The sequence below is a fragment of the Shewanella inventionis genome (assembly GCF_019931735.1).
Lineage (GTDB): Bacteria > Pseudomonadota > Gammaproteobacteria > Enterobacterales > Shewanellaceae > Shewanella > Shewanella inventionis.
In genome coordinates this window covers 47,628-71,944 of record NZ_CP082926.1, presented here as the reverse complement: position 1 = coordinate 71,944, position 24,317 = coordinate 47,628, and the positions used below count along the sequence as shown (strand labels likewise).

The following is a 24,317-nucleotide window of genomic DNA, read 5'->3' as shown; positions in this document are numbered from 1 at the left end:
AGCCAATAGAGTCGATAATTTTTTATGTCCACATCTTCTGATTATGATTTTTGGGTCAAACTCGCGAGCCGCGCTTCAGTTGCTACAGCCTTATGCCTTATTGTGATCAAGTTATTAGCTTGGTTGTATTCTGGCTCTGCCAGTATGCTGGGGTCGTTAACCGACTCATTTGCAGATGCTTTAGCTTCAATTGTTAACTTTATTGCCATTCGTTATGCCATTGTGCCAGCGGATAAAGATCATCGTTATGGGCATGGTAAAGCTGAGCCGTTAGCCTCGTTGGCACAAGCTGCATTTATTTTAGGGTCAGCAACGCTCTTATTGCTTTATGGTGGTGAAAAGTTGATAAACCCTGTGCCTGTCGTGAATACAGGCGTGGGTATTGTCGTGTCGGTGATCGCTATTGTGATGACTTTAGCGCTGGTATTACTGCAACAAAAAGCATTAGAAAACACCAACAGTACGGTAGTCGAAGCGGATTCGTTACATTATAAATCTGACTTGCTACTTAATGGTGCAGTGTTATTGGCATTAGTATTGGCTATGTATGGCTGGTGGTGGGCTGACGGTTTATTTGCAGTATTAATTGCAGTGTTTATAGGCCAGCAAGCGCTAGATTTAGGTTATCGCTCAATACAAAGTTTGCTTGATCGCGAGTTAGATGATGCCACTCGTGAACAAATCAAGACATTGGCTAAACAAGACCCTAGAGTTAAAGGTATCCATGATTTACGCACGCGTCAGGCGGGTAAAACAACGTTTATTCAATTGCATATGGAATTATCGGGCGAGTTGTCGTTAGTAGAGGCGCATGCCATTGCAGACAAAGCAGGGTTAGCGATAAAGGCTGCTTTTGACGACGCTGAAGTCATTATCCATCAAGACCCCGTTTAGTGGGACCCAATGGTCATGGTGTTTTACACCATGACCAGCTGGTTAGTTATTTGCGATCTTGCTTGTTCTAGTGCTGAATCTGCTCGTAAAATCAACTCATCTAATGTGTCATTTTCTTGCCATTTTGATATGCCAACGCTTGCACTGAAGCTAAGGTGTTTGCCTGTTTCTGGATCGATAAGATCAATACCATCAATACTATGACGAACACTTTCTGCGATGTTGCGGGCAATTTTGTTACTGCTTGCTTGTATTATCGCGATAAATTCGTCACCACTCCAGCGTCCGAGTATGTCAGCATCAGCAAGTTTGCTTTGGCACTGTCTGGCAAAATGGATAAGTGTTTTGTCGCCAATGTCGTGGCCAAATAAATGATTAATTTGTTTTAACTCATCTAAGCCCATTAACAAACAATACAGATTTTTGTGTTGCACTGTACTGTCGGCAAGCAAAGCTTTGCCAGCCGTTGTCATGCCTCTGCGATTGAGGGTTTTTGTGAGGTAATCTAAATGGATTTGCTGTTCAAACTTTTCTTTGAGCAAATATGATTCAGTGATGTCTGTCATGGTGACTTGGATGGCTGGTTTGCCGTCCCAGTCGATAATGGTTTCTTGTAATTTTACCCAAACAGGCTTACCACTATGATGCAGGCATTTAATTTCTACTGGATAAGGTTTGGTTTGGTGATTAAATAGGTTCTTAAGCGCTTCTTCGCGTCGGGTGCGATAGTCTGGGTCAATAAAGTCTAGCATCGACGGTAATGCCAAAATACTTTGTGGGTTTGGGTAACCTAAGATAGTGGCTAATGCTTGATTGCAAAACAGGGGGGTAAAGTGTTGGTGTATTAATACGCCCTGGATTGACCCATTAAGTAATTGTCGGTAACGATATTCACTTTGTTGAAGTGATTGCTCAAGCTGAATAGAGCGCGTTAAATTAACAATTGTGACTTGCAATGCAGGGCGGCCTTGCCATTCAACAATATGTTCAATAGAAAGCACATTCATCACTTCACCAAGGCGATTACGGTTGATATAACTGCGAACTTGGGGTTTTTCAATGCCACTCATTAGTGCGTAATAAGTATGAGCTGCAATATCTTGAGACTCAGGATCGATGAGTTCTAATATGCTTTTTAACGCAAGGATCTCCTGAGCGTTATTGTAGCCAAATATTTTTGCATAGGTGTCATCCGCATGTCGCGGTATAAAGTCCTGGTGAATGACCACACCAAATTGAGCATCAAAATCCAAAATCTATCCTTGCACTTGGGGATGAGTAATGATTGTTCTACGGATGATTTATTTTAGCACTCATCTTTTTATTTGCATGCGCTGTTATGAGTAAGTTACAAAATAATTTTTCAATTTGCGCTAACGCTCACAGCTCGATATAAAATAGCATAATAACTTGTAAAATAATGGGTTATTTATACATTGCAGTGTTATTTCGCCGGTCATTTATCTGAGTGCGAGCATGGTTAATCCATCGACAGTTCTTTTAATTTACGTGTAAGGGTATTTCGTCCCCAACCTAAGCGTTTGGCGGCTTCCTGTTTATGGCCTTGAGTATGACGCAGCGCCGTTTCGAGCAATATCCGCTCAAACTCTGGTTGCACCTCGGTTAATAAGTCACTTTCGCCTGCGGCTAATTTCTCGTCAATCCAGTCGGTTAGGGCTGTTTGCCAATCGCTTGCACCAGCTTGTTTTTGCTGACTTGCCACAGGATCTTTTAATAACTCTGGCGGTAAATCTTGCGGCAAAATTTCTTGACCAGATGCCATCACGGTTAACCAGCGACAGGTGTTTTCTAATTGACGTACGTTACCTGGCCAGGGCAGGTTTGCGAGCTTTATTGCCGTTTCTTTGGTGAGTATTTTGGGTTCTACTCCGATTTCTTTGGCCGCCGTCGATAAAAAATGCGTGGCAAGCTGAGCAATATCTTCTCTGCGTTGTGAAAGAGGTGGTAAATGTACGCGGATCACGTTTAAACGGTGGAATAAATCCTCGCGGAAGGTGCCTTTTTGCACTAACACTTCTAGATTTTGATGGGTAGCGGCAATAATGCGCACATCTACTTGCACCGCTTGGTGGCCGCCGACCCGGTAAAATTGGCCATCAGCCAATACGCGCAATAATCGTGTTTGTACATCTAGGGGCATGTCGCCAATTTCATCTAAAAATAAGGTGCCACCATTGGCTTGCTCAAACCGACCCTGGCGCACATTAGCCGCCCCGGTAAAAGCGCCTTTTTCATGACCAAATAGTTCCGACTCAATTAAGTCTTTAGGGATTGCGGCCATGTTTAATGCAATAAAGGGTTTGTCTTTTCTAGGGCTGTGTTTGTGTAATGCTCCTGCGACTAACTCTTTACCTGTACCGGATTGACCATTGATAAGCACGCTGATTGATGAACGTGATAAGCGGCCGATGGCTCTAAAGACTTCTTGCATTGCCGGAGCTTCGCCGATGATTTCAGGTGTTTTGACTTCTGCATCGCTTACCGGTAGCGGTGTTTGTTCGGTTGCGTGAGTCAAGGCTCGCTCAACAAGACTAATTGCTTCATCGATATCAAACGGCTTTGGCAGGTATTCAAACGCACCTGCCTGATAAGCACTTACCGCACTGTCTAAATCCGAATGTGCTGTCATGATAATGACAGGAATATGCGGGTAGTGAAGTTGTAATCGGTCTAATAAGGTTAATCCATCCGTGCCAGGCATGCGTATGTCAGACACAATAACCTGCGGCTGTGATGACTCTAATGCTTGCCATAGTGACTCAGCGGCGGCAAAACTGGCGGTCGATAGTGATGCTCCTTGAAGAGCTTTTTCTAATACCCAACGAATAGAGCTATCATCATCAAGGATCCAAACTTGTTCGCTTATGTTCATGGTAAACCTCTTCGCGCCTACAAAGGCGTGCTAATTATTGTAAGGGCAGGTTAATAATAAATTCGGTGTGTCCTGGTGCCGACACACAATCAATACGGCCGCCATGCAAACGGGCAATGTTATGTGCAATTGATAACCCTAATCCTGAACCTTCTTCTCGGCCGGTGACCATAGGGTAAAAAAGTGTGTCCATTAAGTCGGGAGGAATGCCAGGGCCGTTATCGATAATCGACAACGCGAGTACCAATTTATAGCGTTGAGTGCCAATGGTGACCTGATGCTGGGTGCGAGTTTTAATTAAAATTTCGCCGCCACAGGGCTCCAACGCTTGAATCGCATTTTGCACAATATTCAATACTGCTTGTTGCATTTGATCTGCGTCCATTTGTAGATCGGGGATCGACGGATCATAATCGCGTTTTAACTTAATATTTTCTGGCAGCGCCATTTGAACCAGCTTTAAGACTTTTTGCACCACTTGGTGAATGCTGTGCACTGAATGTTGTGTAGGGCGTTGTGGTCCTAAAAGCCTGTCAACTAAATTACGCAACCGATCAGCTTGCTCAATGATCAAACTGGTAAATTCTTTTAATTCTGGTGAGGTTAACTCTCTTGAGAGTAATTGCGCGGCACCGCGTAAACCACCTAATGGATTTTTGATTTCATGGGCTAAATTGCGCACTAAAAACTGTGCAGCTTGCTGTTGTGCGTCCATGTTCAATTGCTGATGAATTCTGCGTTGTTGGTCTACTTGCCGTAACTCTAAAATGCTCATATTGGTGTCATTTTCTAGGGGCATCAAAGTGATATCAATGGTGTGATGTTGACCATCAAGCGTGATTAATGCTGCGGTGTTTACCGTCAGTCCTTGGCCTGCGTTAATGGCGTCTCGCAGTAATTGAGGCTCCACTCCCATGAGTTGGTAGAGTTCTGGTAAGGGTTGTTCAAGTAGTTTGTGGTTTCCTACTCCAAGTAATTGCGCCGCAGCGGCGTTGGCATAGCACGGCTTTAGCGCGGTATCGATTACCAGCACAGCTGTCACTAAATGATTGAGTAGGTTGTTTGTGTCCATTAGCTGTCCTAATTTGAGGTTGCACTAACATGATGCACCGTTTTGGTGCAGGCCGCAACCTGTTCTACACAAACAAGAGTTAAGATTTAAAAAGCAATCAATCAATATAAGAGTTTGATTTTAATCTATTTTAAATTATTGCCTAGCTTTGTTTGCTGGGCTATAAACTGATGCTTGGTGCAGAAATATCTTTCTTGGAGAGCTAGATGCAAGTACTTTGCCGTTTTGTGTAACTAGATTAACAACAAGGTTATGTTCGCCGCGATAAATTCCAGTAAGTTTAAATATTGGTGCAGTTTGTGGCTCGACTGCCACCACACCGTCTACGAGTAATGTCATTTTTGCTCCACGTGGCAATTTAGGGCTAACACTAACATTGACTGTGAGGTCGCCATTATTGTCGCGGATGGTGGCTTCTTCTTGAGGTGAAATAATCGTGACACTGTAGTTAATCTGAGACTCTGTTTTTGGGGACTCTTTAGCTTGCGGTGGGGTGTTGATGGTCATGCTGTTTTGAGTATTTTTATTTAAATCAACAGCTTCTGCATTTGATTTGGGTTCATCAGAATAATGCACTTTACCGTTTTCATCTACCCAGCGATAGACAGTAGCAGGGCTGCTGGCGCTTAAGATCAGCAAAGCAATAAGCAAAAAGGCACGCATGTTAAACTCCTTGAAAACCAATATTTTCATAGAGTAGACGCTTTTTATAAAAAAATCAGCTTAATCATCTTTGTCAGGGTAAACTGTGCTTCCCTTCAATAATGAGTAAGCTGATTAACCTAACGGCCAAGGCGCAGCCGTTTGTGTCTTGCGGTTAATGCGCTGTTACGCTTTGATGTAATGGCAGCAGTATTCTGATATTTGACTTGTACGAATCGAAAAGCTCACATTTGGTGCAAGTTCAAATTGAGTGCCGGCGGCATAGGTTGACCATTCAGTTGCACCAGGTAATAACACATCAAATTCACCTGAAGTTACTTGCATGATTTCGCCTTCTGCAGTTGAAAACTCATATTCGCCAGGAAGTACAACCCCCAGAGTTTGTTTACTGCCATCGGCAAACAACACGCTCCTACTGGTGACCTTGCCATTAAAATATACGTTGGCTTGTTTTGCCACGCTTACATGTTGCAACATACTCATATCGACTCCCAATTAATGTAATTATACTAAACCAATCAGCACAAGGATGTGACTATTCTTACGGGTTAACGTCGCTTATTACGTCGTTAGAAATGTTGAAGGTAGAACAGCTCGCTCGCTGCAATTTTTATCTTATTCTAAACGATTTTTCCTAAGCAACCTCTGAGCACTTATTTATCCTGATTGTTATTATTTAGAGTATTACAGATATTTTATTAAACTTCCTAGTTAAATGTTTTCATGTTCTTGCAGGCATAAAAAAGCCCAGATAATTATCTGGGCTAGATATTTTTACTGAACAGAATTAACCACGGTTGTGGCGCTTACGCTCGTTTTCAGTTAAGAATTTCTTACGAACACGGATGCTCTTAGGCGTCACTTCAACTAATTCGTCATCATCGATGAACTCAAGTGCTTGCTCAAGTGTCATATTGATTGGCGGGGTCAGTACTTGAGCTTCGTCGGTACCAGATGCACGCATGTTGGTTAACTGTTTGCCTTTTAGACAGTTAACAGTTAAATCGTTTGAACGTGCATGAATACCAATTACTTGGCCTTCATAAACTTCAACAGCGTGACCAATAAACAAACGACCACGGTCTTGTAAACCGTATAGGGCGAATGTTAGTGCTTTACCTGTCGCGTTTGAAATCAATACACCGTTAGCACGTTGACCAATGTCACCGCCTTTATGTGGTGCATAGTGATCAAATGAGTGATAAATCAAACCAGTACCAGATGTTGCAGTTAAGAACTCAGTTTGGAAACCAATTAAACCACGGCTTGGGATTACGAAGTCAATACGTACACGACCTTTACCGTCAAGCTGCATGTCTTTCATTTCAGCTTTACGTGTGCCTAACTTTTCAATCACGGTACCTTGATGTTCTTCTTCAACGTCAACGGTTACGGTTTCAAATGGCTCACATAGTTCACCATCAATTGTCTTAAGAATAACTTCTGGGCGTGATACTGCTAACTCGTAGCCTTCACGACGCATGTTTTCAATTAAGATTGATAAGTGTAATTCACCACGGCCAGATACGCGGAAACGATCTGGGCTGTCAGTTTCTTCAACACGTAGTGCCACGTTGTGCACTAACTCTTGCTGTAAACGTTCAAGGATATTACGTGAAGTCACGTATTTACCTTCTTTACCAGCAAATGGTGAAGTGTTTACTTGGAACGTCATGGTTAATGTTGGCTCATCAACAGACAAAGGTGGTAATGCTTCTACGTCTGTAACAGCGCAAACAGTGTCAGAAATTTTAAGCTCGCCTAAACCAGTAATGGCCACGATGTCACCGGCGTTTGCGATTTCAACTTCAGTACGCTCTAGGCCCATGTAACCTAATACTTGGCCCATTTTACCGTTGCGTTTTTTACCGTCAGCACCAATTACAGTCACTTGCTGACCAGTTTTAACGCTACCGCGCTTGATACGACCAACACCGATTACACCCACATAAGAGTTGTAATCTAGCTGTGAAATTTGCATCTGGAATGCACCTTCCGCGTCAGCGTCAGGGAAAGCAACTTTCTCAACGATAGTTTGGAAAAGCGGAGTCATGTCAGTGCTAGTATCTTCTGGGTCTAAAGTAGCAAAACCATTTAATGCAGAAGCATACACAATTGGGAAATCTAACTGTTCGTCAGTAGCACCTAAGTTGTCGAATAAATCGAATACTTGGTCAATAACCCAATCTGGACGAGCGCCTGGACGGTCAATTTTGTTGATTACAACAATCGGCTTTAAGCCTTGCGCGAACGCTTTTTTGGTTACGAAGCGAGTTTGTGGCATTGGGCCATCAACAGCGTCAACCAATAATAAAACAGAATCTACCATAGATAGAACACGTTCTACTTCACCACCGAAGTCGGCGTGACCTGGGGTGTCTACGATGTTAATACGGTAGTCATTCCACTTGATGGCAGTGTTCTTTGCCAGAATGGTGATCCCACGTTCTTTTTCAAGATCGTTAGAATCCATAACCCGCTCAGTAGCTTCTCCACGAGATGCAAGGGTTCCTGACTGCGCCAACAACTTGTCTACCAGGGTAGTTTTACCATGGTCAACGTGGGCAATAATGGCGATGTTACGTAAATTCTCTAGCACGGATAAACCTCTAAACCATCAATAAAAAAGGGGGGCTTTATAGTGAAACATAATTATAGACACTATAAAAAAGCGTGCCATTCTACTTCAGAGCGGCTTTTGTAGATAGGATTATTTTTGAACACATGGCAATTTTTGTGTGCTTGTGGCCAAAAATCATCTGAAAACCATTATTTTAATAGAAAGTATTACGCTTTTTGTTCTTTTGAGCGGCAGATAAATGCATCAGTTTAAATGCTGATACTGATGTTTATCGCGTTAATGCTTTGATAACGTAACAGGCTTGTCATGCAGAAATGTGACACTGGTAATAATGTTATCTATTTGCTTACGCACCACAATGGACTTTTGCACCATATTGAAACATAGTGGTGCACTGCACTGGTGCAAAATGAGTTTTGCTACTGGCTGCAATATTTTCAAAATGCATAAAATCAATTAGTTAGCTAATTGGCATGATTATCGCTAAGTTGTTGGTCATCGGATGAATGCAAATTCGTTTTCCAGATACGATTTCTGGCGAATATACAAAATTATTTTAAGGGATAACCCTTTACCCTACCGGAGGCTTGAGAATGTCAGTTGAATCAGTTTTAAAGCAACTTGAAGAGTTAGAAGTTAAGTTTGTTGACTTACGTTTTACCGATACCAAAGGTAAAGAGCAGCATGTGTCTATCCCATCTCATCAAGTAAATGAAGATTTTTTTGAAGACGGCAAAATGTTTGACGGTTCTTCAATTGCTGGTTGGAAAGGCATCAACGAATCAGACATGGTATTAATGCCTGATCCAACGACTTTCGTTTTAGATCCATTTACCGAAGAAACCACAGCGCTAATCCGTTGTGATATTTTAGAGCCTGGCACAATGACAGGTTATGACCGTGACCCACGCTCAATCGCTAAAAAAGCAGAAGAGTATTTAAAGTCTACCGGTATTGCCGACACAGTATTGATTGGTCCAGAACCAGAATTCTTTATATTTGACGACGTCCGTTTTGGTACTGACATGTCAGGTACTTTCGTTAAAATCGATGCCAAAGAAGCAGCATGGAACTCAGCTAAAAGCTATGAAGAAGGCAACACTGGCCACCGTCCAATGGTGAAAGGGGGTTATTTCCCAGTTGCTCCAGTTGATTCTTCACAAGACTTGCGTTCTGCAATGTGTTTAGTGTTAGAAGAAATGGGCCAAGTTGTTGAAGCGCATCACCATGAAGTGGCTACAGCTGGTCAAAATGAAATCGCAACACGCTTTAACACCTTGACTAAGAAAGCGGACGAAATCCAAATTCTTAAGTATGTTGTGCACAACATGGCGCATGCTTATGGCAAAACAGCGACATTTATGCCAAAACCAATCGTTGGTGACAACGGTAGCGGTATGCACGTTCACCAATCTTTAGCAAAAGACGGCGTTAACTTATTTGCTGGTGATAAATATGCTGGTTTAAGTGAAACTGCACTTTACTACATTGGTGGTATTATCAAGCACGCTCGTGCATTGAACGCATTCACTAACCCAAGCACTAACTCTTACAAGCGTCTAGTGCCACACTTTGAAGCGCCAGTAATGTTAGCTTACTCTGCGCGTAACCGCAGTGCTTCAATTCGTATTCCTGTGGTACCAAGCCCTAAAGGCCGTCGTATCGAAACGCGTTTCCCTGATCCACATGCAAACCCATACTTAGGTTTTGCTGCATTGTTAATGGCTGGTCTTGACGGTATTCAAAACAAGATCCACCCAGGTGAAGCAATGGATAAAGACTTGTATGACTTACCTGCTGAAGAAGCGGCTGAGATCCCACAAGTTGCAACGTCATTAGAAAACGCACTTGAAAACTTAAAAGCTGACCACGACTTTTTACTTAAAGGTGGTGTGTTCAGTAAAGACTTTATTGATTCTTATATCACTCTTAAGTCTGCAGAAGCTGAGCGTGTATCACGTACAACTCACCCATTAGAGTTTGAAATGTACTACAGCCTATAATGAGTTTGTCTTTTTAGACGACGAAGTATAGCTAGATCAAAACCCCCGATAAGTTATTATCGGGGGTTTTTGTTTTATACCCAAAAGATATGTGTTTCAGAGTTTCACCGTGTTTATGCTGCGGCTTTTGTTGAATTAGCTGATTTTGAAAAGGGAATAACCATTATCCGTAATCAATGCCTTGCCTAAACGCGTGTAAATTCTTGCTGAAATTGAGCATTTTCAGGTTGATTGGGTATACAGTGTGTTGCAAATGTAAATGGATGTGTCTAAGGTGTTGTCTTTGTCTTTTTTATGCTTGGCATTAGCGTAATTTAATTAAGTTGATTGGGTATGTGAGAATTAAATGAAATTATCATTTCGGTATCTATTGTTAATTGCCATGAGTTTAGTTTCATTAATCCCCATTTGTATTTTAGCGTTATGGAGCAGCCATAACGCACTTGACAATGAATACCGCACGGTTCATGACAAGCATCTACTTTTAGCTAAAAATCTATCTCAGGCATTAGACCGATATAGTGTTGATGCTTTATCCATTTTTACTCATGCAACTGACTCCGTGGTACAACAAGATATTTCCCCTCATTTAGTTTCACTGCTTCAGGATATTGATGTTGAGTCTATCGGTGAGTATGACGCTCAAGGTCAGCTGGTTAATGTGTTATTTGGTCCTGAAAGTCTTCAGCCCGTTTCACTCACAAAAGGTGTGAACGTATTTGACCTTGCACAAAGATCTCAAGCAACATTTACCGATGTGCAAAATCTGGGTGGCGAAACGCCTACTTTGTATATGGTCCGCAAAGACCAACAACAACGTGTTTGGCTAGCAGTAATGAACCCAGAATTTATTGATTTATTACAGTCTGCGGTTAAGTTTGGCAAAGAAGGTCACGCCGCAATTGTTGACCGCAAAGGCAATGTGTTGGCTCATCCTAACAAACAGTGGCAAGCCGACAGTAAAAACCTAGCTAAAGTCAATATTGTGCAACAGATGATGGCAGGTAATACCGGTGTAATGGAGTTTTATTCACCAGCAGTACAACAAGATATGATAGCGGCATACACTGTGGTGCCAACAACAGGGTGGGGGGTGATGATCCCGCAACCATTAGTTGAGTTGTATGTGCGAGCCGAATCTCAAATTAACACGATTTTGTGGATAGCCGTTTGGTCTTTTGTTGCCTGCCTTTTACTCAGTTGGTGGATGACGGGGTTAATTACTCGGCCCATTGCCGCGCTCACCACGCAAGTGTGCGACCTAGCAGAACAGCAAACACAGTTAAGCCCTTTACCTAAGCAGCGCATTGAGACAAATGAGTTTGTGACCTTGTTTGACAGTTTTCATCAGATGTCTTTGCAAGTGATTAATAGTCAAAAAGATCTGGCTAAAAGGGTAAAAGATAAAACGGCGGATTTAGCCAAAGCACAAGCGGCTGCATTGCATTTAGCCAATCATGATCAAGTTACCGGTTTAGCTAATCGTATGTCGATTAGACATACCATTAAACAACTGATTAATGCCAAAAAACCTTTTTCTTTGTTATTTATTGACCTAGACGGTTTTAAAAAGATTAATGACACTTATGGCCACGGTGTAGGTGATAGCTTATTAACCAGTATTGGTCAGCAGGTGACAGTATATTTAGAGCGTGACGATATCTTGGCGCGTTATGGTGGTGATGAGTTTGTATTAGTTTTACAAAATGATAAGCAATGCGATAAAGTTAATCAGAAGGCGAATAGGGTGCTAGAGGCCATTAAACAGCCCTATGACATTGGTTCACATCAATTACAGGTGAGCGCTTGCATTGGTGTTGTTCAATATGATGGTACAGATACCGATATCGATAGCTTGATCCATCGAGCAGATGTTGCCATGTACCAAGCTAAGAATGCGGGTAAAGATCAAGTGATGCATGCGAGTTAACTGACTAAAGCGTATGCCGATAAAGGAATAAAATGAAGAATCGACTTGTTAGCCTACCTAATGCTCAACACGCTAAGCAACATGGCTTTACCTTAATTGAGTTAGTGGTTGTGATTATTATTTTGGGCGTATTAGCCGCAGTTGCAGCACCTAAATTTATTAGTTTAAAAAGTGATGCGTATGCCAGCTCAATGCAAGGTGTTGCCGCAGCCATTAGTAGTGGTAAAACCATGGTGTATTCCGCCTGTGTGATAAGCACCAGTTGCGATGAAACTGCGCCAGCAGGAGGTGGTAATGGCTCTGGAAATAGTATTACTGTTGAGGGTGAGGTTGTTATTTTAGCTTATGGGTACCCGCGTCATACTGCAACGGGTATTGCTAGAATGATAAACATTACCGATGGTGTGGATTTTGAAATAACCACTTATAACTCTTCTGGCCGTACTGGTTTGCGTATTCGCCCAGACGCAGACTACGACGCAAACAAGTGTGAAATACGCTACTCACAGCCTTTAGCCGCTGGCGAGGAGCCACTAATCGAAGTGTATATAGATGAATGCTAGGGTCTGTTGATCTTTCAAGATTGTTTTTGCAGCGAATTGTTGGCTATTACTCATATACAAGTGCGCGGCAGAGACTTTGAAGTGTAGTTATTTTACATAAAAAGTCGATAGCGCAGTAAAAATGGCCAACAAACGCTGCCCGAAGGGTTCGGCTAAAAACGTTTTACTCTTTGTTGAATGGATTTTGCTTAGATGACTAGGCATCAATCCATTCGTCTCGATTAAAACGTTTTTAACTCGAACAAAATTCAAACAGCAAAGATCAACAGACCCCAGTTAATCCCTTAAGCTAATACGAATGCCATGAAGATTGTTTCATGGCATTTTTGTTTATAGCAATCATATTTATTGAGAGTTTAGGGGATTGATGACTTTCTCATGTCATTTTTGATGGTTTTCTTGAAATATTTGATTCTAAGTTAAATTAGTAGAGGATTTCACTCAAAAATATGATATTTTCACTGAAAATCACTCAGCAAAAAAACGGCCAATGTCATGGATAAGAAAGACCTAAAGCTATTAGAAATATTACAGCGTAATGGCCGCATGGCAGTGTCTGAATTAGCCGACAAGGTTAATATGTCTGACACACCTTGTTTACGCCGTGTAAAAAAGCTAGAGCTTGATAAAGTGATTTTAGGCTATGGTGCCCAAGTTGATCCCGCTAAAGTGGGGTTAAGCGTGGTGGTATATGCGTCGGTGCGTTTGAGTGAGCACTCTGATGAGTCTACCGCTTTATTTGAAAATACCGTGGCGCAACTGCCTGCCGTGATGGAATGCTCTGTGGTAACGGGCTCGCATGATTATTTGTTAAAAATCGTCGCTCAAGATCTCGTGACTTACGAGCAGTTCATTAAAAGATCGTTAGGTAACTTAAAATACGTGTCTAATATTGAAACCACAGTAGTATTAAAACAAATCTTTAGTCATAACGTGTTACCCGTGGACGCTTCACCAATAGAATAATTCGCTGCATGGGTATTGGCTATGCTCCGCGAGTTTACATAGCCAATACTTACCTCGATGATTCAGTTAAGACGACTAGCCTTGTTCCATAGACGCAATAAACTTGTTTGACTCTTCAATCGATTTGTTCATTTCATTAATCAAGCTCGAAATGTCAGACTGTAAATTAGCAAACTCACCTTTTATGGCGCCAATCGCTTGAGCATTTAGATTATGCTTTAGGTAAAGCATGTTATCTTTCATGGCGGTTAAAATGGGTGGCATTTTAGCTTCTGCGCGGCGCATGCTTTTGACTAACGATGCGTAAGCTCGTTTGGTTTCGTTAAGTTTATTTGTGCTATTACGGCGTAAGCTGGCTTTGCTGATTTCAGTGATTTCATCTTGCCACTCTGCAAATAATGCATCGGCAACATCTTCTACTTTATCAATACGGCTGGTGACTTCATCTGCTGCAGCTTGGGCTGACTCATATTCGTCTTTGGCTTTGTTGTAAGCATCTTCTAAATCGCCGCCATCAAATGCGAGCAGTGCTTGCATTTCTTCTAGAGCTGAACTGAATTGCTCTTGGGCTTCTTGTTGTGACTCTTTGGCGTTTTGAACTCGGTCTACCATAATGTCGCGTTTGTGATAACCGACTTTTTCCATGGCACCGTAATAGGCGCTTTGACAACCGCTCAACAGTAAACTGCTACTTAATAGTGCCAGTGATATCCATTTTTTCATCAATGTGTCTCTTTTTATTGTTTGAGGCGACAGCAATCTATGTGAGATTAGCCATCTGATTAGTTAACTGCCTGATTTAAATCGTGCAGCGTCGATAATGCTCCATAAATGGAACAAGCCACCAATAATGGCCGGGATAATTAAAAAATAGAGTGCATAGCAGGTGACAGTAATACAGAAAAACAGCAACGCCGCTAAAATACGCCCTTGTAAAAGTTGACCAAGGCCAGGAAAAAATAAATTTGCTACAGCTGCGAGGACATTACCCGCCGATCCTTGTTGAGACATCAATTCGCTCCATTCTTTTCGCGCTAATATGTTATAACATTGTACGAAGTTAGTGGCTTAATACAAATGTTATCTCCACTAACGGACTATGAAATAAGGAATATTATGCCCAAGAAGTTTGATTTCAGACCCTTTATCAATTTTTTTTATGGTATTGGCCAGTTTTTACTGCACCTTAAGCAGCGCCTCACCGAAGACCAAATTAACATTCGCGCGGGCCACTTAGCCTATGTAACGTTATTGTCGTTAGTGCCCATGGTGGCCGTAACCATGTCTATGTTATCGGCCTTTCCGGTGTTTAAAGGCATTAGGGGTAAAATTGAAGGGTTTATTTATAACAACTTCATACCGGCTGCGGGTGACACGGTGCAAGTGTATATTAATGAGTTTGTTGCTAATGCCTCTAAAGGTACTTTTGTGGGTATTGTGGCATTAGTGTTTGTGGCGATAATGCTGATATCGGCAATCGACAAAGCGCTCAATAATATTTGGCGAATTACTGAAAAACGCTCGTATGTAGTGTCTTTTTCAATGTATTGGATGGTGCTCACTCTTGGCCCAGTATTGATTGGTGCAAGCTTAGTGGCGACGTCGTATGTGGTGTCGTTAGAGGTGGTTACAGGCAGTGAATTGTCTGGCCTTGTGCCCTGGATTGTTGAGCGTATACCGCTGATGTTTTCAGTGGCCTCTATATTGCTGTTATACATGGTAGTACCCAACAAAAAAGTTCGTTTTTTACATGCGCTACTCGGTGCAATTGTCGCTGCGGTATTGTTTGAAGCAGGTAAAAAGGGCTTTGCGTTTTATGTGACGCAATTTCCTAGTTATGAAGCCATTTATGGTGCGCTAGCGGTTATCCCGATTTTATTTGTGTGGGTGTATTTATCGTGGATGATTGTGTTGCTAGGGGCTGAAATTACCGCTGCATTGCCAGAATATTTAGAAGAGTTGGCAGTGATTGCTGAAGAGATGAAAGCCGAGATATTCACCGAAGGTGAAGCATTAAGCAAAGAAAAACAGGCTTCAAAGATGAATGTGCATGATCCTGTGGCACCATCGCAGTCACATGCCAAATCAGCAAGTGATTCATCAATCGAAAAGTCTTAATCGTTTAATATTAGTAGGTTGTTATGATTGCATTAATTCAACGCGTCAAGCGTGCATCTGTTACGGTTGATGACGAAGTGGTCGGCAAAATTGATCAAGGTTTACTGGTGTTATTAGGTGTCGAGCGTGAAGACAATGCCGATAAATTAGCTAAACTTGCTACCAAAGTAATGAACTACCGCGTGTTTAGTGATGATAATGGCAAAATGAACCTCAATTTGTCGCAAGTGGGTGGTAAGTTATTAGTTGTGTCGCAATTTACCTTAGCAGCAGATACTGCAAAAGGCTTAAGACCGAGTTTTTCGTGTGCAGCAACACCTGAACAAGCTAAGCAATTGTATCTTGATTTTGTTGCATTTTGTCGCCAGCAAGGGGTTGAAACTGAAACCGGCCAGTTTGGTGCTGATATGCAGGTCGAGCTGATTAACGATGGCCCTGTGACCTTTAATTTACAGGTTTAGTTTTGTTTGCAAAGTGTTCATGCTGGCCGTTATTTGGCCATAAAAAATCGATTCAATAAGTTAAGTAAAGGCAAAAAGGGGCGGTAATGTCACAAGACAATGTAATGCCAATCGGTGGTGGCTTTAGTGAACTGTTATCTCAATTGCAAAACACTTGGCATAGCACGATTCCGTTAAGTGAGTTTATGCAGGTGAAACCGCTCAGTTTCAGTGGCACCGAGTTACAGGTTACTGCACCTTTGGCTCCTAATATTAACCTGCATAACACCATGTTTGCCGGCAGTATTTATACGCTAATGACTTTAACGGGTTGGGGAATGATGTGGTTACAGCAACAACGTTTAACACTGCAAGGTGACATCGTTATTGCTGACGCGAGCGTAAAATATATTAAGCCAATTACTGGCGAACCGATTGCGAAAGTCATTTGGCCAAATACAGATATATCAGGGTTAGCTAAAGGACTACGTGCACAAGTGATGCTCGATATTGGCTTGTATTGTAACGATCAACTTTGTGCGGCATTTACAGGCCATTATGTTTCTATTCCTAAAACGCCATCAAACTAAATTGTTCTATAAAATCGAATGTAATCGCTAAATTATTCCGCTATTTTTCTTTTTTATCGTCAAATATACTGGTGTCATTGGTCGAACATGTAGAGACCTCACAGAATATACGTAACCAGACAGGTGGAATGACTGATGAAAAAAGTACTAATGTTAAAATCGAGCATTTTAGGCGAATACTCACAATCCTCAACACTGGTTGATTATGCTCAACATCAATGGAACGAACTCGGTGCTGAAATAACTGTTCGTGATTTAGGCTCTAATCCTGTACCAATGCTCGATGGTGAAATAGCATCAGGTTTGCGTGGTGGCGACAATTTATCTGAGCGTCAACAAGCTGCTCTGGCATTGTCGAATGAATTAATCGCTGAAATTAACGCTAATGACATCATTGTGATTGCCGCACCTATGTATAACTTTGGTATTCCGACCACATTAAAAAGCTGGATTGATTTGATTGCTCGTGCTGGTGTGACATTTACATACACAGACACAGGACCTGTTGGATTGATTGAAGGTAAACGTGCCATTATTGTGACCACGCGTGGTGGAGCTCACAAAGGTGGCTCTACAGATCATGTCGTGCCATATTTAACGACCGTGCTTGGTTTTATTGGCATTACTCAGGTGGAAACTGTGTATGCAGAAGCGTTGAATATGGGCCCTGAGGCAGCGCAATCAGGCATTACCCTAGCTAAGCAAGCAATTGATGCCATTAAGCTATAAATAGACAGTTTTTACGAATAAAAAACGCTTAAATCGAAAGGTTTAGGCGTTTTTTATTTAACCAGAACTCTGGATGTTTAACCAGAATTCGAGTTATATCAATGAGCACAAAAATGTGCTCAATCTTACTGGTTCACATCGCTTATAACGTCGTTAGAATTGTTGAAGGTAGAACAACGAGCTCGCTGCAATTTCCTGCCTTATTATAAAGGACTATTCCAACGCAATTTCTGATCACTTATTTAATCAAATTATTATGTGGCATAAAGCTATCAACTACCAACTACCAACTATCAGCTATCAACGACCAACGGATTATCGAGTAGCCTGCCATATTGGCATAGGCAACTGTTGAAAACAGGATGTTTTCGTCAAGCCCCCATGGATGGGTTTACGGCGTGTTGCATAGGACGATGTGGTGGGCGGGATAACCCATAACCCAGCAGACAACTTAATCCCCCATCTTAATGCTTTACGCCTTTTGACCATGTTTAACGCAACAATAGCATCGACATGCTAAGTGGCATAAAGCTACCAACTACCAACTACCAACTACCAACTACCAACTACCAACTACCAACTATCAACGACCAACGACCTATCGGGTAGCCTGCCACATTGGCATAGGCAACTGTTGAAAACAGGATGTTTTCGTCAAGCCTCCAAGGATGGGTTTACGGCGTGTTGCATAGGACGATGTGGTGGGCGGGATAACCCATAATCCAGCAGACAACTAATCCCCCCATCTTAATGCTTTACGCCTTTTGACCATGTTTAACGCAACAATAGCATCGACATGATATGTGGCATGACGTTACCAACGGATTATCGGGTAGCCTGCCATATTGGCATAGGCAACTGTTGAAAACAGGATGTTTTCGTCAAGCCTCCAGGGATGGGTTTACGGCGTGTTGCATAGGACGATGTGGTGGGCGGGATAACCCATAATCCAGCAGACAACTAATCCCCCATCTTAATGTTTTACGCCTTTTGACCATGTTTAACGCAACAATAGCATCGACATGCTAAGTGGCATAAAGCTACCAACTACCAACTACCAACTATCAACGACCAACGACCTATCGGGTAGCCTGCCACATTGGCATAGGCAACTGTTGAAAACAGGATGTTTTCGTCAAGCCTCCAAGGATGGGTTTACGGCGTGTTGCATAGGACGATGTGGTGGGCGGGATAACCCATAAACCAGCAGGCAACTTAATCCCCCATCTTAATGCTTTACGCCTTTTGACCATGTTTAACGCAACAATAGCATCGACATGATATGTGGCATGACGTTACCAACGGATTATCGGGTAGCCTGCCATATTGGCATAGGCAACTGTTGAAAACAGGATGTTTTCGTCAAGCCCCCAGGGATGGGTTTACGGCGTGTTGCATAGGACGATGTGGTGGGCGGGATAACCCATAATCCAGCAGACAACTAATCCCCCATCTTAATGTTTTACGCCTTTTGACCGTGTTTAACGCAACAATAGCATCGACATGCTAAGTGGCATAAAGCTACCAACTACCAACTACCAACTATCAACGACCAACTACCAACTACCAACGATCTATCGGGTAGCCTGCCATATTGGCATAGGCAAATGTTGAAAACAGGATGTTTTCGTCAAGCCCCCAAGGATGGGTTTACGGCGTGTTGCATAAAACGATGTGGTGGGCGAGCTTGCAAATAACCAAACAAAGTTTAGTAACTAATTAATTGTTTTTTATGGTTTTTGTGTTATTTTTTTAAGTTGGTTGTTATTTTTCAATCTGAAAACTGATCAACGCTATTCTACCTTGCGTATTTACGCTATCTTTAAGCGTTTTATTTGTTTGTATAATGAGCAAATATTGCAATCGCATCATAGTGGCTATAATTATGTTGGTAATCATATTGCGATACGGCACAGAAGGCTGTGATTTATGCAGTTAAAAAAAGTGGTTATTGCATTGGTTTTGATTTGTATTTGCTTAGGGTTGATACCTATACTGATGGTGTTAAGCCAATGGTATCAAGCTGATAAAGCTTACGGCATTAATATAAACGACAACCAAAACCTGCGCTTTACTTGGCAGGATGTTGAAAAACAATCGCATCAATTTCCTGCGTCCGCGGGTAAATATACATACTTATTCTTAGGATTTTTATCGTGCTCTGAAATATGCCCGATACGAGTCCAGCAACTGATTCAATTGGAGCAACATTTACAGCAGGATGCTTTGTTAACGAAAGCTGAGGTGCAATTTATGTTTGTGACGATTGACCCTAATAACGACACTCCCGCCGTGCGTAAAAGCTTAATCGATAATCGATCGTCTCGCTTTATGAGTGCGTCATTATCAGATGAAGAGTTACAGCAACTCGATAGGCGATTGTCTGAAAATATCAATCATGAACTCAGCAGTATTAACCATGTCGGTAAACTGTTTTTAGTGTCCCCGGATGGACAAATAGTAAGGGTATATACCGCCGAGCAGCTTTCAACCCCCAAAATGATGCTTGAGCTTAAACACATTATTTCATCTGAACTTTAGGCCTATTTATGAATGATAATCAAACAATAACACTATTAAAAAAACATGATTCATATATATATAAAATCTTAATGTTACAAGCACCTCTGCTGTTTATCAGTGGTTTTTTGGGTGCAAACATGCTCACGTTTAGCACCATTGCTGCCATCGCTATTATAGTGTTGGTGCAGCTAGCTTATAGCTTACTGAAAGGGACTGAATTATTTGCCATCGTAGCGGCGGTCATTATGATGACGGTTTCAGGTCTATTGATCCAAAGCCAAATGGGCATGATTGAAATGCACTTTCATATTTTTGCCTCTATGGGTGTGTTTTTAATCTATTTGCGCTGGCAACCCTTGTTGGCAGCATTGCTCACAGTGGCTCTACACCATATTGTGTTAACGTACATACAGTTGCAAGGTGTCAGCTTATTTGATACTCAAGTCATGATTTTTTCCGGTGAATGCAATTGGATGATCATGTTTGTCCATGCGCTGTTTGCAGCGGCTGAGACCTTTATTTTGATCCGTATCTGTCTTTTTATGCGAACAGATGCCGTTGCCAATCAGCGTATTGCTGGTGCTATTGAGACTATTTCAGCTAACAAAGATTTATCGGTGCGCCTTGCTCAAGCTGATACACCCGCTGAAATGTCGTTTAACCTTATGCTTGAAGAGTTGTCTCAGCTGTTTGACGATTACCGTGATATAGCGGTTAACATGGCCAATACGTCTGACAAGTTAATGGGGCTAAGTGATAAGACACAGCATGCTGTGCAGCAACAAACGCATCAAGCTCAAGTGATTGCAGATGCAACCCAAGTAGTGATCGACCATTTTCAGCAAATGGCTCATGACAGCCAGTTGTCTGCCGAGCAAGCAAAAGATGCAGCAAGCTCAAGCGTAAGCGATCGTCAAAGTGCGTTGAGTATTATGAAAGACATGCAGCTGCTTGAAACCAATACCACCGCGGTGACTGAGTCGTTAACCGAACTGACCAAAGATGTCGGTGCAATCACGTCATTGCTACAAGCTATACGCAGTATTTCAGAGCAAACCAATTTACTGGCACTTAATGCTGCCATTGAAGCGGCTAGAGCGGGAGAAAGTGGTCGCGGTTTTGCGGTAGTGGCCGATGAGGTCAGAGCGCTTGCGCAGCGAACTAGTCATTCAACAGATGAAATTGAGAAGGTGCTAAGTAGATTAAATACTAGCATGTTAAAAACGGTCGACTCGATGGATCAAGGTAAAAAGCGAACGGCAGAAAACGTGCAGCATACTAATAATATTGCTAAGGGTTTAGAGCAGCGCTCCGCACAAATTGGCCAAGTATCTACCTTAAGTAATAACGTTGCAAATAGTACACAAGAGCAAGCTAATAAGCTGAATCAAATTGGTGCTGAAATTTTAGATAACGCCAAAGCGGTAGTGGTACTGTCTGAGCAAGTGCAAAAACTTGCAGTCGGTGCCGTTGAAATGAAACGTATTACTGAAGAATATCAAGCTAAAGCCGCAGCTTATAAAGTGTAGGTAAAACAGATGTCAGCGATTGCTCACATCTGTTTTTATTGATACATAATTGGAGGTCACATTTAAAAATAGGTTTTTAAGTACTTTTTGGCGTAGCTGCGCAGCTTTTTATTGGCGGCGTTATTAGCTATATCTTCAATGACCGGTTTAAACTTATCGTTACCTGAGCTGGCCAGAGCTTTGGCTAGCCAGGCATAGGTATCAATGGCTAAGCGGCTGTCGTCAAGCAGACGAGGTTGAGTTAGCTGTTCGCTTAACTGAGTTAATATCACCTCGCTATATTCACGTTCATACATGATCCGCTTAGCAGCGATTCGAATTAATACTAAGTCATTACTGGCTAAGGCATTGCTATATGCATTTAACCGTGGCGATAAATCAGCGTGAGTTTGCACATGCAAAATGGGATTCCAGATAGCGTATTGGCTAATATTACTAATACCCTCGTTAGCATATTTACGTAATTTTTTATGATAATCCCCCTCGACGATTTGCGTTAACGTCGAGCGATATTTCTCATTGCCAGAATAGCCTAAACCTTTAGCAAGCCAAGATGAATGATCGATAGCTTGTTTGTTCGTGTTGGCTAAACTCTGTTTAAGCGATGCTTCTATCGCATCATATACTGCTATATCTTGCGGCCCTGAAATAATTAAGGTCTCAATGGCCTGTATTTGTTGAGCATGGCTGTCACTTTGAAAAATCGCCAAGTATTGCTGCTCTTGGACAAGGGGTTCTTGCGCACTGACTAATGAAGTGAATAATGAATTCAATAATCCTACGGCTATCAGAAATCCATTGATTGCCATGCTTGTTACATTTTTGGTCATGCTACGTCCTTTTAGAATAGTTTCTTAGTTCCAGCGTTTAAAAATCAGTGAGGTATTGATGCCACCAAAGGCAAAGTTATTACTCATAATAAATTGCGTCTCAAGCTGGCGAATATCGCCTTTAATGTAATCAAGCTCGCCACATTCTGGGTCGACTTCATCAAGGTTTAAAGTAGGTGCAAACCAGCCTTCATTCATCATTTGGATACTGGTCCATGCTTCGAGTGAGCCGCAGGCGCCAAGCGTGTGTCCGGTATAACTTTTGAGTGATGAAATCGGCGTACTGGCACCAAATACCGCGTGGGTGGCTGTGGTTTCAGCAATGTCGCCACGATCAGTCGCTGTGCCATGGGCGCTAATGTAGCCAATATCTTGCGGCGTGAGTTTTGCGTCTTTTAAGGCTAAACGAATGGCCACTTCCATGGTGCTGGCATTGGGCTGGGTAACGTGCTGGCCATCTGAGTTGGTGCCAAAGCCAACAAGCTCCGCATAGATTGTAGCTCCGCGCGCTTGAGCGTGTTCTAGCTCTTCGAGTATTAACGTACAGGCTCCTTCACCAATAACCAAACCATCGCGCTGCTTGTCAAATGGGCGTGGGGTTTGCTCGGGAGTATCATTTTGAGTGCTGGTGGCAAATAAGGTGTCAAATACCACGGCTTCTGTGGGGCATAACTCTTCACCGCCGCCGGCTAACATTATGGTTTGCATGCCATATTTTATGGCTTCGTAGGCATAACCTATACCTTGGCTGGCAGAGGTGCAGGCGCTACTTGTTGTATGGATACGGCCTTGTAAGCCAAAAAATACCCCGATATTTACCGCGGTAGTGTGGGCCATCATTCTGATATAGCTGGTGGCAGTAAGCCCTGACATTTCGCCGGTTTTGAGCATGTCACCAAAGCCCATAATTGGGTCGGTGCTGCCGGTTGATGAGCCATAGGCTACGCCGACCTGACCTGAGCTTAATATTGGGTCGTTCAATAAGCCTGCATCCTCTAATGCCAGCTCACTAGCGCGGGTTGCCATGAGCGACACCCGGCCCATTGAGCGAATTTTTTTACGCGAGTAATGCGAGGGGACTTCAAAATCTTGCACGGGTGCGGCCAGGCGAGTATTTAAGTCTGGGTAGCGATCCCATTCGTCGATGCGGATTACACAATTTTGCTTGGCCAATAAGCTTGCTTTAATCTGTGGCCAGTCTTGACCCAGAGCAGAAATCCCGCCCATGCCCGTGACAACAACGCGCTTCATATCATACCTCCATTGACCGAAATAACCTGGCGAGTGATGTAAGCGGCATCGTCAGACAGTAAAAAGTTAGCTAGGCCGGCAATTTCATTGGGTTTGCCCATGCGTTTCATCGGCACCATTTGGTTAACTAAATCGGTTGGGAAATCGCTCACCATGTCGGTTTCGATTAAACCTGGCGCAATGCAATTGACGGTGATTTTGCGTTTAGCGAGCTCAAGCGACAATGCTTTAGTTGCACCAATAATGCCTGCTTTAGAAGCACTGTAATTGACTTGGCCACGATTGCCGGCAATGCCCGAAACCGATGCGAGAGTAATAATGCGTCCACCTTTACGTGCTTGCACCATTGGCATAACGGTTGGGTGAATCACATTATAAAAACCGTCTAAATTGGTGTGGATAACACTGTCCCATTCGTTTTCTGTCATCGCGGGGAAGGCCGTGTCGCGATTGATGCCCGCATTTAAAATCACCCCGTAATAAGCACCATGCTCAGCAATATCAGTTTCAATGGCCTGTTTTACTGCAGCGCGATCGCCAATATCAAACTGCAATAAACTCACATTAACGCCAAGGTGGGTAAGTGTTTGCTTTACCTCTTCAGCGGCGCTGTGATTACTGTGAAAATGCAGCGCAATGTTAAAGCCGTTTTCGGCCAATTTAATCGCAATGGCCTTGCCAATCCCTCGGCTTGAGCCGGTAATTAATACTCTTTTAGTCACAAGTCTCTCCATGATGTTGT

At 42.5% G+C, this 24,317-nt stretch carries 22 protein-coding genes; 11 read left to right on the top strand and 11 right to left on the bottom strand.

Going from position 1 to position 24,317, the window contains the following annotated elements:
* Positions 1 to 24: 24 nt before the first annotated feature.
* Positions 25 to 894: a cation efflux pump FieF gene (fieF, locus tag K8B83_RS00345; RefSeq protein ID WP_188735816.1), complete on the top strand. Its 870-nt coding sequence runs from the start codon at positions 25 to 27 to the stop codon at positions 892 to 894.
* A 23-nt stretch (positions 895 to 917) separates the two neighbouring features.
* Here the strand turns inward: fieF and K8B83_RS00340 are convergent, their stop codons facing one another.
* The 6 genes from K8B83_RS00340 to typA all read right to left on the bottom strand — a co-directional run bounded on the left by K8B83_RS00340 (position 918) and on the right by typA (position 8,121).
* Positions 918 to 2,147, bottom strand: a complete 1,230-nt coding sequence (locus tag K8B83_RS00340) for a sensor domain-containing diguanylate cyclase (RefSeq protein WP_188735814.1) — start codon at positions 2,145 to 2,147, stop codon at positions 918 to 920.
* 227 nt (positions 2,148 to 2,374) lie between these two features.
* The gene (gene glnG / locus K8B83_RS00335) at positions 2,375 to 3,787 is read right to left on the bottom strand and encodes a nitrogen regulation protein NR(I) (protein WP_188735813.1); all 1,413 of its coding nucleotides are present in this window, start codon (positions 3,785 to 3,787) and stop codon (positions 2,375 to 2,377) included.
* A gap of 34 nt (positions 3,788 to 3,821) precedes the next feature.
* Positions 3,822 to 4,859: a nitrogen regulation protein NR(II) gene (gene glnL, locus K8B83_RS00330; RefSeq protein ID WP_188735811.1), complete on the bottom strand. Its 1,038-nt coding sequence runs from the start codon at positions 4,857 to 4,859 to the stop codon at positions 3,822 to 3,824.
* A 135-nt stretch (positions 4,860 to 4,994) separates the two neighbouring features.
* Complete coding sequence (locus tag K8B83_RS00325) at positions 4,995 to 5,522, bottom strand: DUF4124 domain-containing protein (RefSeq protein ID WP_188735809.1); 528 nt, start codon at positions 5,520 to 5,522, stop codon at positions 4,995 to 4,997.
* Positions 5,523 to 5,687: 165 nt separating this feature from the next.
* Complete coding sequence (ppnP, locus tag K8B83_RS00320) at positions 5,688 to 6,005, bottom strand: pyrimidine/purine nucleoside phosphorylase (RefSeq protein WP_188735807.1); 318 nt, start codon at positions 6,003 to 6,005, stop codon at positions 5,688 to 5,690.
* A gap of 304 nt (positions 6,006 to 6,309) precedes the next feature.
* On the bottom strand, positions 6,310 to 8,121 hold the full coding sequence (typA, locus tag K8B83_RS00315) for a translational GTPase TypA (protein ID WP_188735805.1): 1,812 nt from the start codon (positions 8,119 to 8,121) through the stop codon (positions 6,310 to 6,312).
* Between the two features lie 575 nt (positions 8,122 to 8,696).
* Between typA and glnA the strand changes: the two genes are divergently transcribed.
* From glnA to K8B83_RS00295, 4 genes are all read left to right on the top strand, one after another.
* Positions 8,697 to 10,106, top strand: coding sequence for a glutamate--ammonia ligase (gene glnA, locus K8B83_RS00310; RefSeq protein ID WP_188735804.1), 1,410 nt, complete (start codon positions 8,697 to 8,699; stop codon positions 10,104 to 10,106).
* Between the two features lie 346 nt (positions 10,107 to 10,452).
* Positions 10,453 to 12,036: a diguanylate cyclase domain-containing protein gene (locus K8B83_RS00305; protein WP_188735802.1), complete on the top strand. Its 1,584-nt coding sequence runs from the start codon at positions 10,453 to 10,455 to the stop codon at positions 12,034 to 12,036.
* 32 nt (positions 12,037 to 12,068) lie between these two features.
* Entirely contained in the window at positions 12,069 to 12,599 is a 531-nt protein-coding gene (locus K8B83_RS21675; RefSeq protein WP_188735800.1) for a type II secretion system protein, read from the top strand.
* Between the two features lie 495 nt (positions 12,600 to 13,094).
* The gene (locus tag K8B83_RS00295; RefSeq protein WP_188735797.1) at positions 13,095 to 13,565 is read left to right on the top strand and encodes an Lrp/AsnC family transcriptional regulator; all 471 of its coding nucleotides are present in this window, start codon (positions 13,095 to 13,097) and stop codon (positions 13,563 to 13,565) included.
* 75 nt (positions 13,566 to 13,640) lie between these two features.
* Here the strand turns inward: K8B83_RS00295 and K8B83_RS00290 are convergent, their stop codons facing one another.
* Positions 13,641 to 14,288 carry a DUF2959 domain-containing protein gene (locus K8B83_RS00290; protein ID WP_188735795.1) on the bottom strand — a complete coding sequence of 216 codons (648 nt, stop codon included), beginning with the start codon at positions 14,286 to 14,288 and terminating at the stop codon, positions 13,641 to 13,643.
* Between the two features lie 63 nt (positions 14,289 to 14,351).
* Positions 14,352 to 14,576 (bottom strand): hypothetical protein, encoded by a 225-nt coding sequence (locus tag K8B83_RS00285; protein WP_188735793.1) that lies wholly within the window; start codon positions 14,574 to 14,576, stop codon positions 14,352 to 14,354.
* A gap of 105 nt (positions 14,577 to 14,681) precedes the next feature.
* Between K8B83_RS00285 and K8B83_RS00280 the strand changes: the two genes are divergently transcribed.
* The 6 genes from K8B83_RS00280 to K8B83_RS00255 all read left to right on the top strand — a co-directional run bounded on the left by K8B83_RS00280 (position 14,682) and on the right by K8B83_RS00255 (position 21,494).
* On the top strand, positions 14,682 to 15,683 hold the full coding sequence (locus K8B83_RS00280) for a virulence factor BrkB family protein (RefSeq protein WP_223418897.1): 1,002 nt from the start codon (positions 14,682 to 14,684) through the stop codon (positions 15,681 to 15,683).
* Positions 15,684 to 15,706: 23 nt separating this feature from the next.
* Positions 15,707 to 16,144 (top strand): D-aminoacyl-tRNA deacylase, encoded by a 438-nt coding sequence (gene dtd / locus K8B83_RS00275; RefSeq protein ID WP_188735791.1) that lies wholly within the window; start codon positions 15,707 to 15,709, stop codon positions 16,142 to 16,144.
* A gap of 86 nt (positions 16,145 to 16,230) precedes the next feature.
* Entirely contained in the window at positions 16,231 to 16,713 is a 483-nt protein-coding gene (locus K8B83_RS00270; RefSeq protein WP_223418896.1) for a thioesterase domain-containing protein, read from the top strand.
* Between the two features lie 135 nt (positions 16,714 to 16,848).
* The gene (locus K8B83_RS00265) at positions 16,849 to 17,442 is read left to right on the top strand and encodes an FMN-dependent NADH-azoreductase (RefSeq protein WP_188735789.1); all 594 of its coding nucleotides are present in this window, start codon (positions 16,849 to 16,851) and stop codon (positions 17,440 to 17,442) included.
* Positions 17,443 to 19,371: 1,929 nt separating this feature from the next.
* Entirely contained in the window at positions 19,372 to 19,983 is a 612-nt protein-coding gene (locus K8B83_RS00260; protein ID WP_188735786.1) for an SCO family protein, read from the top strand.
* Positions 19,984 to 19,991: 8 nt separating this feature from the next.
* The gene (locus K8B83_RS00255) at positions 19,992 to 21,494 is read left to right on the top strand and encodes a methyl-accepting chemotaxis protein (RefSeq protein WP_188735785.1); all 1,503 of its coding nucleotides are present in this window, start codon (positions 19,992 to 19,994) and stop codon (positions 21,492 to 21,494) included.
* A gap of 62 nt (positions 21,495 to 21,556) precedes the next feature.
* Here the strand turns inward: K8B83_RS00255 and K8B83_RS00250 are convergent, their stop codons facing one another.
* The 3 genes from K8B83_RS00250 to K8B83_RS00240 are packed head-to-tail and all read right to left on the bottom strand — an operon-like array spanning position 21,557 to position 24,297.
* Entirely contained in the window at positions 21,557 to 22,324 is a 768-nt protein-coding gene (locus K8B83_RS00250) for a hypothetical protein (protein ID WP_223418894.1), read from the bottom strand.
* Between the two features lie 24 nt (positions 22,325 to 22,348).
* On the bottom strand, positions 22,349 to 23,575 hold the full coding sequence (locus K8B83_RS00245) for a beta-ketoacyl-ACP synthase (RefSeq protein WP_188735783.1): 1,227 nt from the start codon (positions 23,573 to 23,575) through the stop codon (positions 22,349 to 22,351).
* On the bottom strand, positions 23,572 to 24,297 hold the full coding sequence (locus tag K8B83_RS00240; protein WP_188735781.1) for a 3-ketoacyl-ACP reductase FabG2: 726 nt from the start codon (positions 24,295 to 24,297) through the stop codon (positions 23,572 to 23,574). Before K8B83_RS00240 ends, K8B83_RS00245 begins: the two co-directional genes overlap by 4 nt.
* Between the last annotated feature and the right edge of the window lie 20 nt (positions 24,298 to 24,317).

Excerpts from the sequence above, each read along its gene's own strand:
- fieF (WP_188735816.1), top strand. The coding sequence starts at position 25 with ATGTCCACATCTTCTGATTATGATTTTTGGGTCAAACTCGCGAGCCGC.
- K8B83_RS00245 (WP_188735783.1), bottom strand. The coding sequence starts at position 23,575 with ATGAAGCGCGTTGTTGTCACGGGCATGGGCGGGATTTCTGCTCTGGGT.
- glnL (WP_188735811.1), bottom strand. The coding sequence starts at position 4,859 with ATGGACACAAACAACCTACTCAATCATTTAGTGACAGCTGTGCTGGTA.
- K8B83_RS00325 (WP_188735809.1), bottom strand. The coding sequence starts at position 5,522 with ATGCGTGCCTTTTTGCTTATTGCTTTGCTGATCTTAAGCGCCAGCAGC.
- K8B83_RS00260 (WP_188735786.1), top strand. The coding sequence starts at position 19,372 with ATGCAGTTAAAAAAAGTGGTTATTGCATTGGTTTTGATTTGTATTTGC.
- ppnP (WP_188735807.1), bottom strand. The coding sequence starts at position 6,005 with ATGAGTATGTTGCAACATGTAAGCGTGGCAAAACAAGCCAACGTATAT.
- dtd (WP_188735791.1), top strand. The coding sequence starts at position 15,707 with ATGATTGCATTAATTCAACGCGTCAAGCGTGCATCTGTTACGGTTGAT.
- K8B83_RS00305 (WP_188735802.1), top strand. The coding sequence starts at position 10,453 with ATGAAATTATCATTTCGGTATCTATTGTTAATTGCCATGAGTTTAGTT.
- K8B83_RS00265 (WP_188735789.1), top strand. The coding sequence starts at position 16,849 with ATGAAAAAAGTACTAATGTTAAAATCGAGCATTTTAGGCGAATACTCA.
- K8B83_RS00270 (WP_223418896.1), top strand. The coding sequence starts at position 16,231 with ATGTCACAAGACAATGTAATGCCAATCGGTGGTGGCTTTAGTGAACTG.
- K8B83_RS00285 (WP_188735793.1), bottom strand. The coding sequence starts at position 14,576 with ATGTCTCAACAAGGATCGGCGGGTAATGTCCTCGCAGCTGTAGCAAAT.
- glnA (WP_188735804.1), top strand. The coding sequence starts at position 8,697 with ATGTCAGTTGAATCAGTTTTAAAGCAACTTGAAGAGTTAGAAGTTAAG.
- K8B83_RS00290 (WP_188735795.1), bottom strand. The coding sequence starts at position 14,288 with ATGAAAAAATGGATATCACTGGCACTATTAAGTAGCAGTTTACTGTTG.
- K8B83_RS00250 (WP_223418894.1), bottom strand. The coding sequence starts at position 22,324 with ATGACCAAAAATGTAACAAGCATGGCAATCAATGGATTTCTGATAGCC.
- K8B83_RS21675 (WP_188735800.1), top strand. The coding sequence starts at position 12,069 with ATGAAGAATCGACTTGTTAGCCTACCTAATGCTCAACACGCTAAGCAA.
- glnG (WP_188735813.1), bottom strand. The coding sequence starts at position 3,787 with ATGAACATAAGCGAACAAGTTTGGATCCTTGATGATGATAGCTCTATT.
- K8B83_RS00295 (WP_188735797.1), top strand. The coding sequence starts at position 13,095 with ATGGATAAGAAAGACCTAAAGCTATTAGAAATATTACAGCGTAATGGC.
- K8B83_RS00255 (WP_188735785.1), top strand. The coding sequence starts at position 19,992 with ATGAATGATAATCAAACAATAACACTATTAAAAAAACATGATTCATAT.
- K8B83_RS00280 (WP_223418897.1), top strand. The coding sequence starts at position 14,682 with ATGCCCAAGAAGTTTGATTTCAGACCCTTTATCAATTTTTTTTATGGT.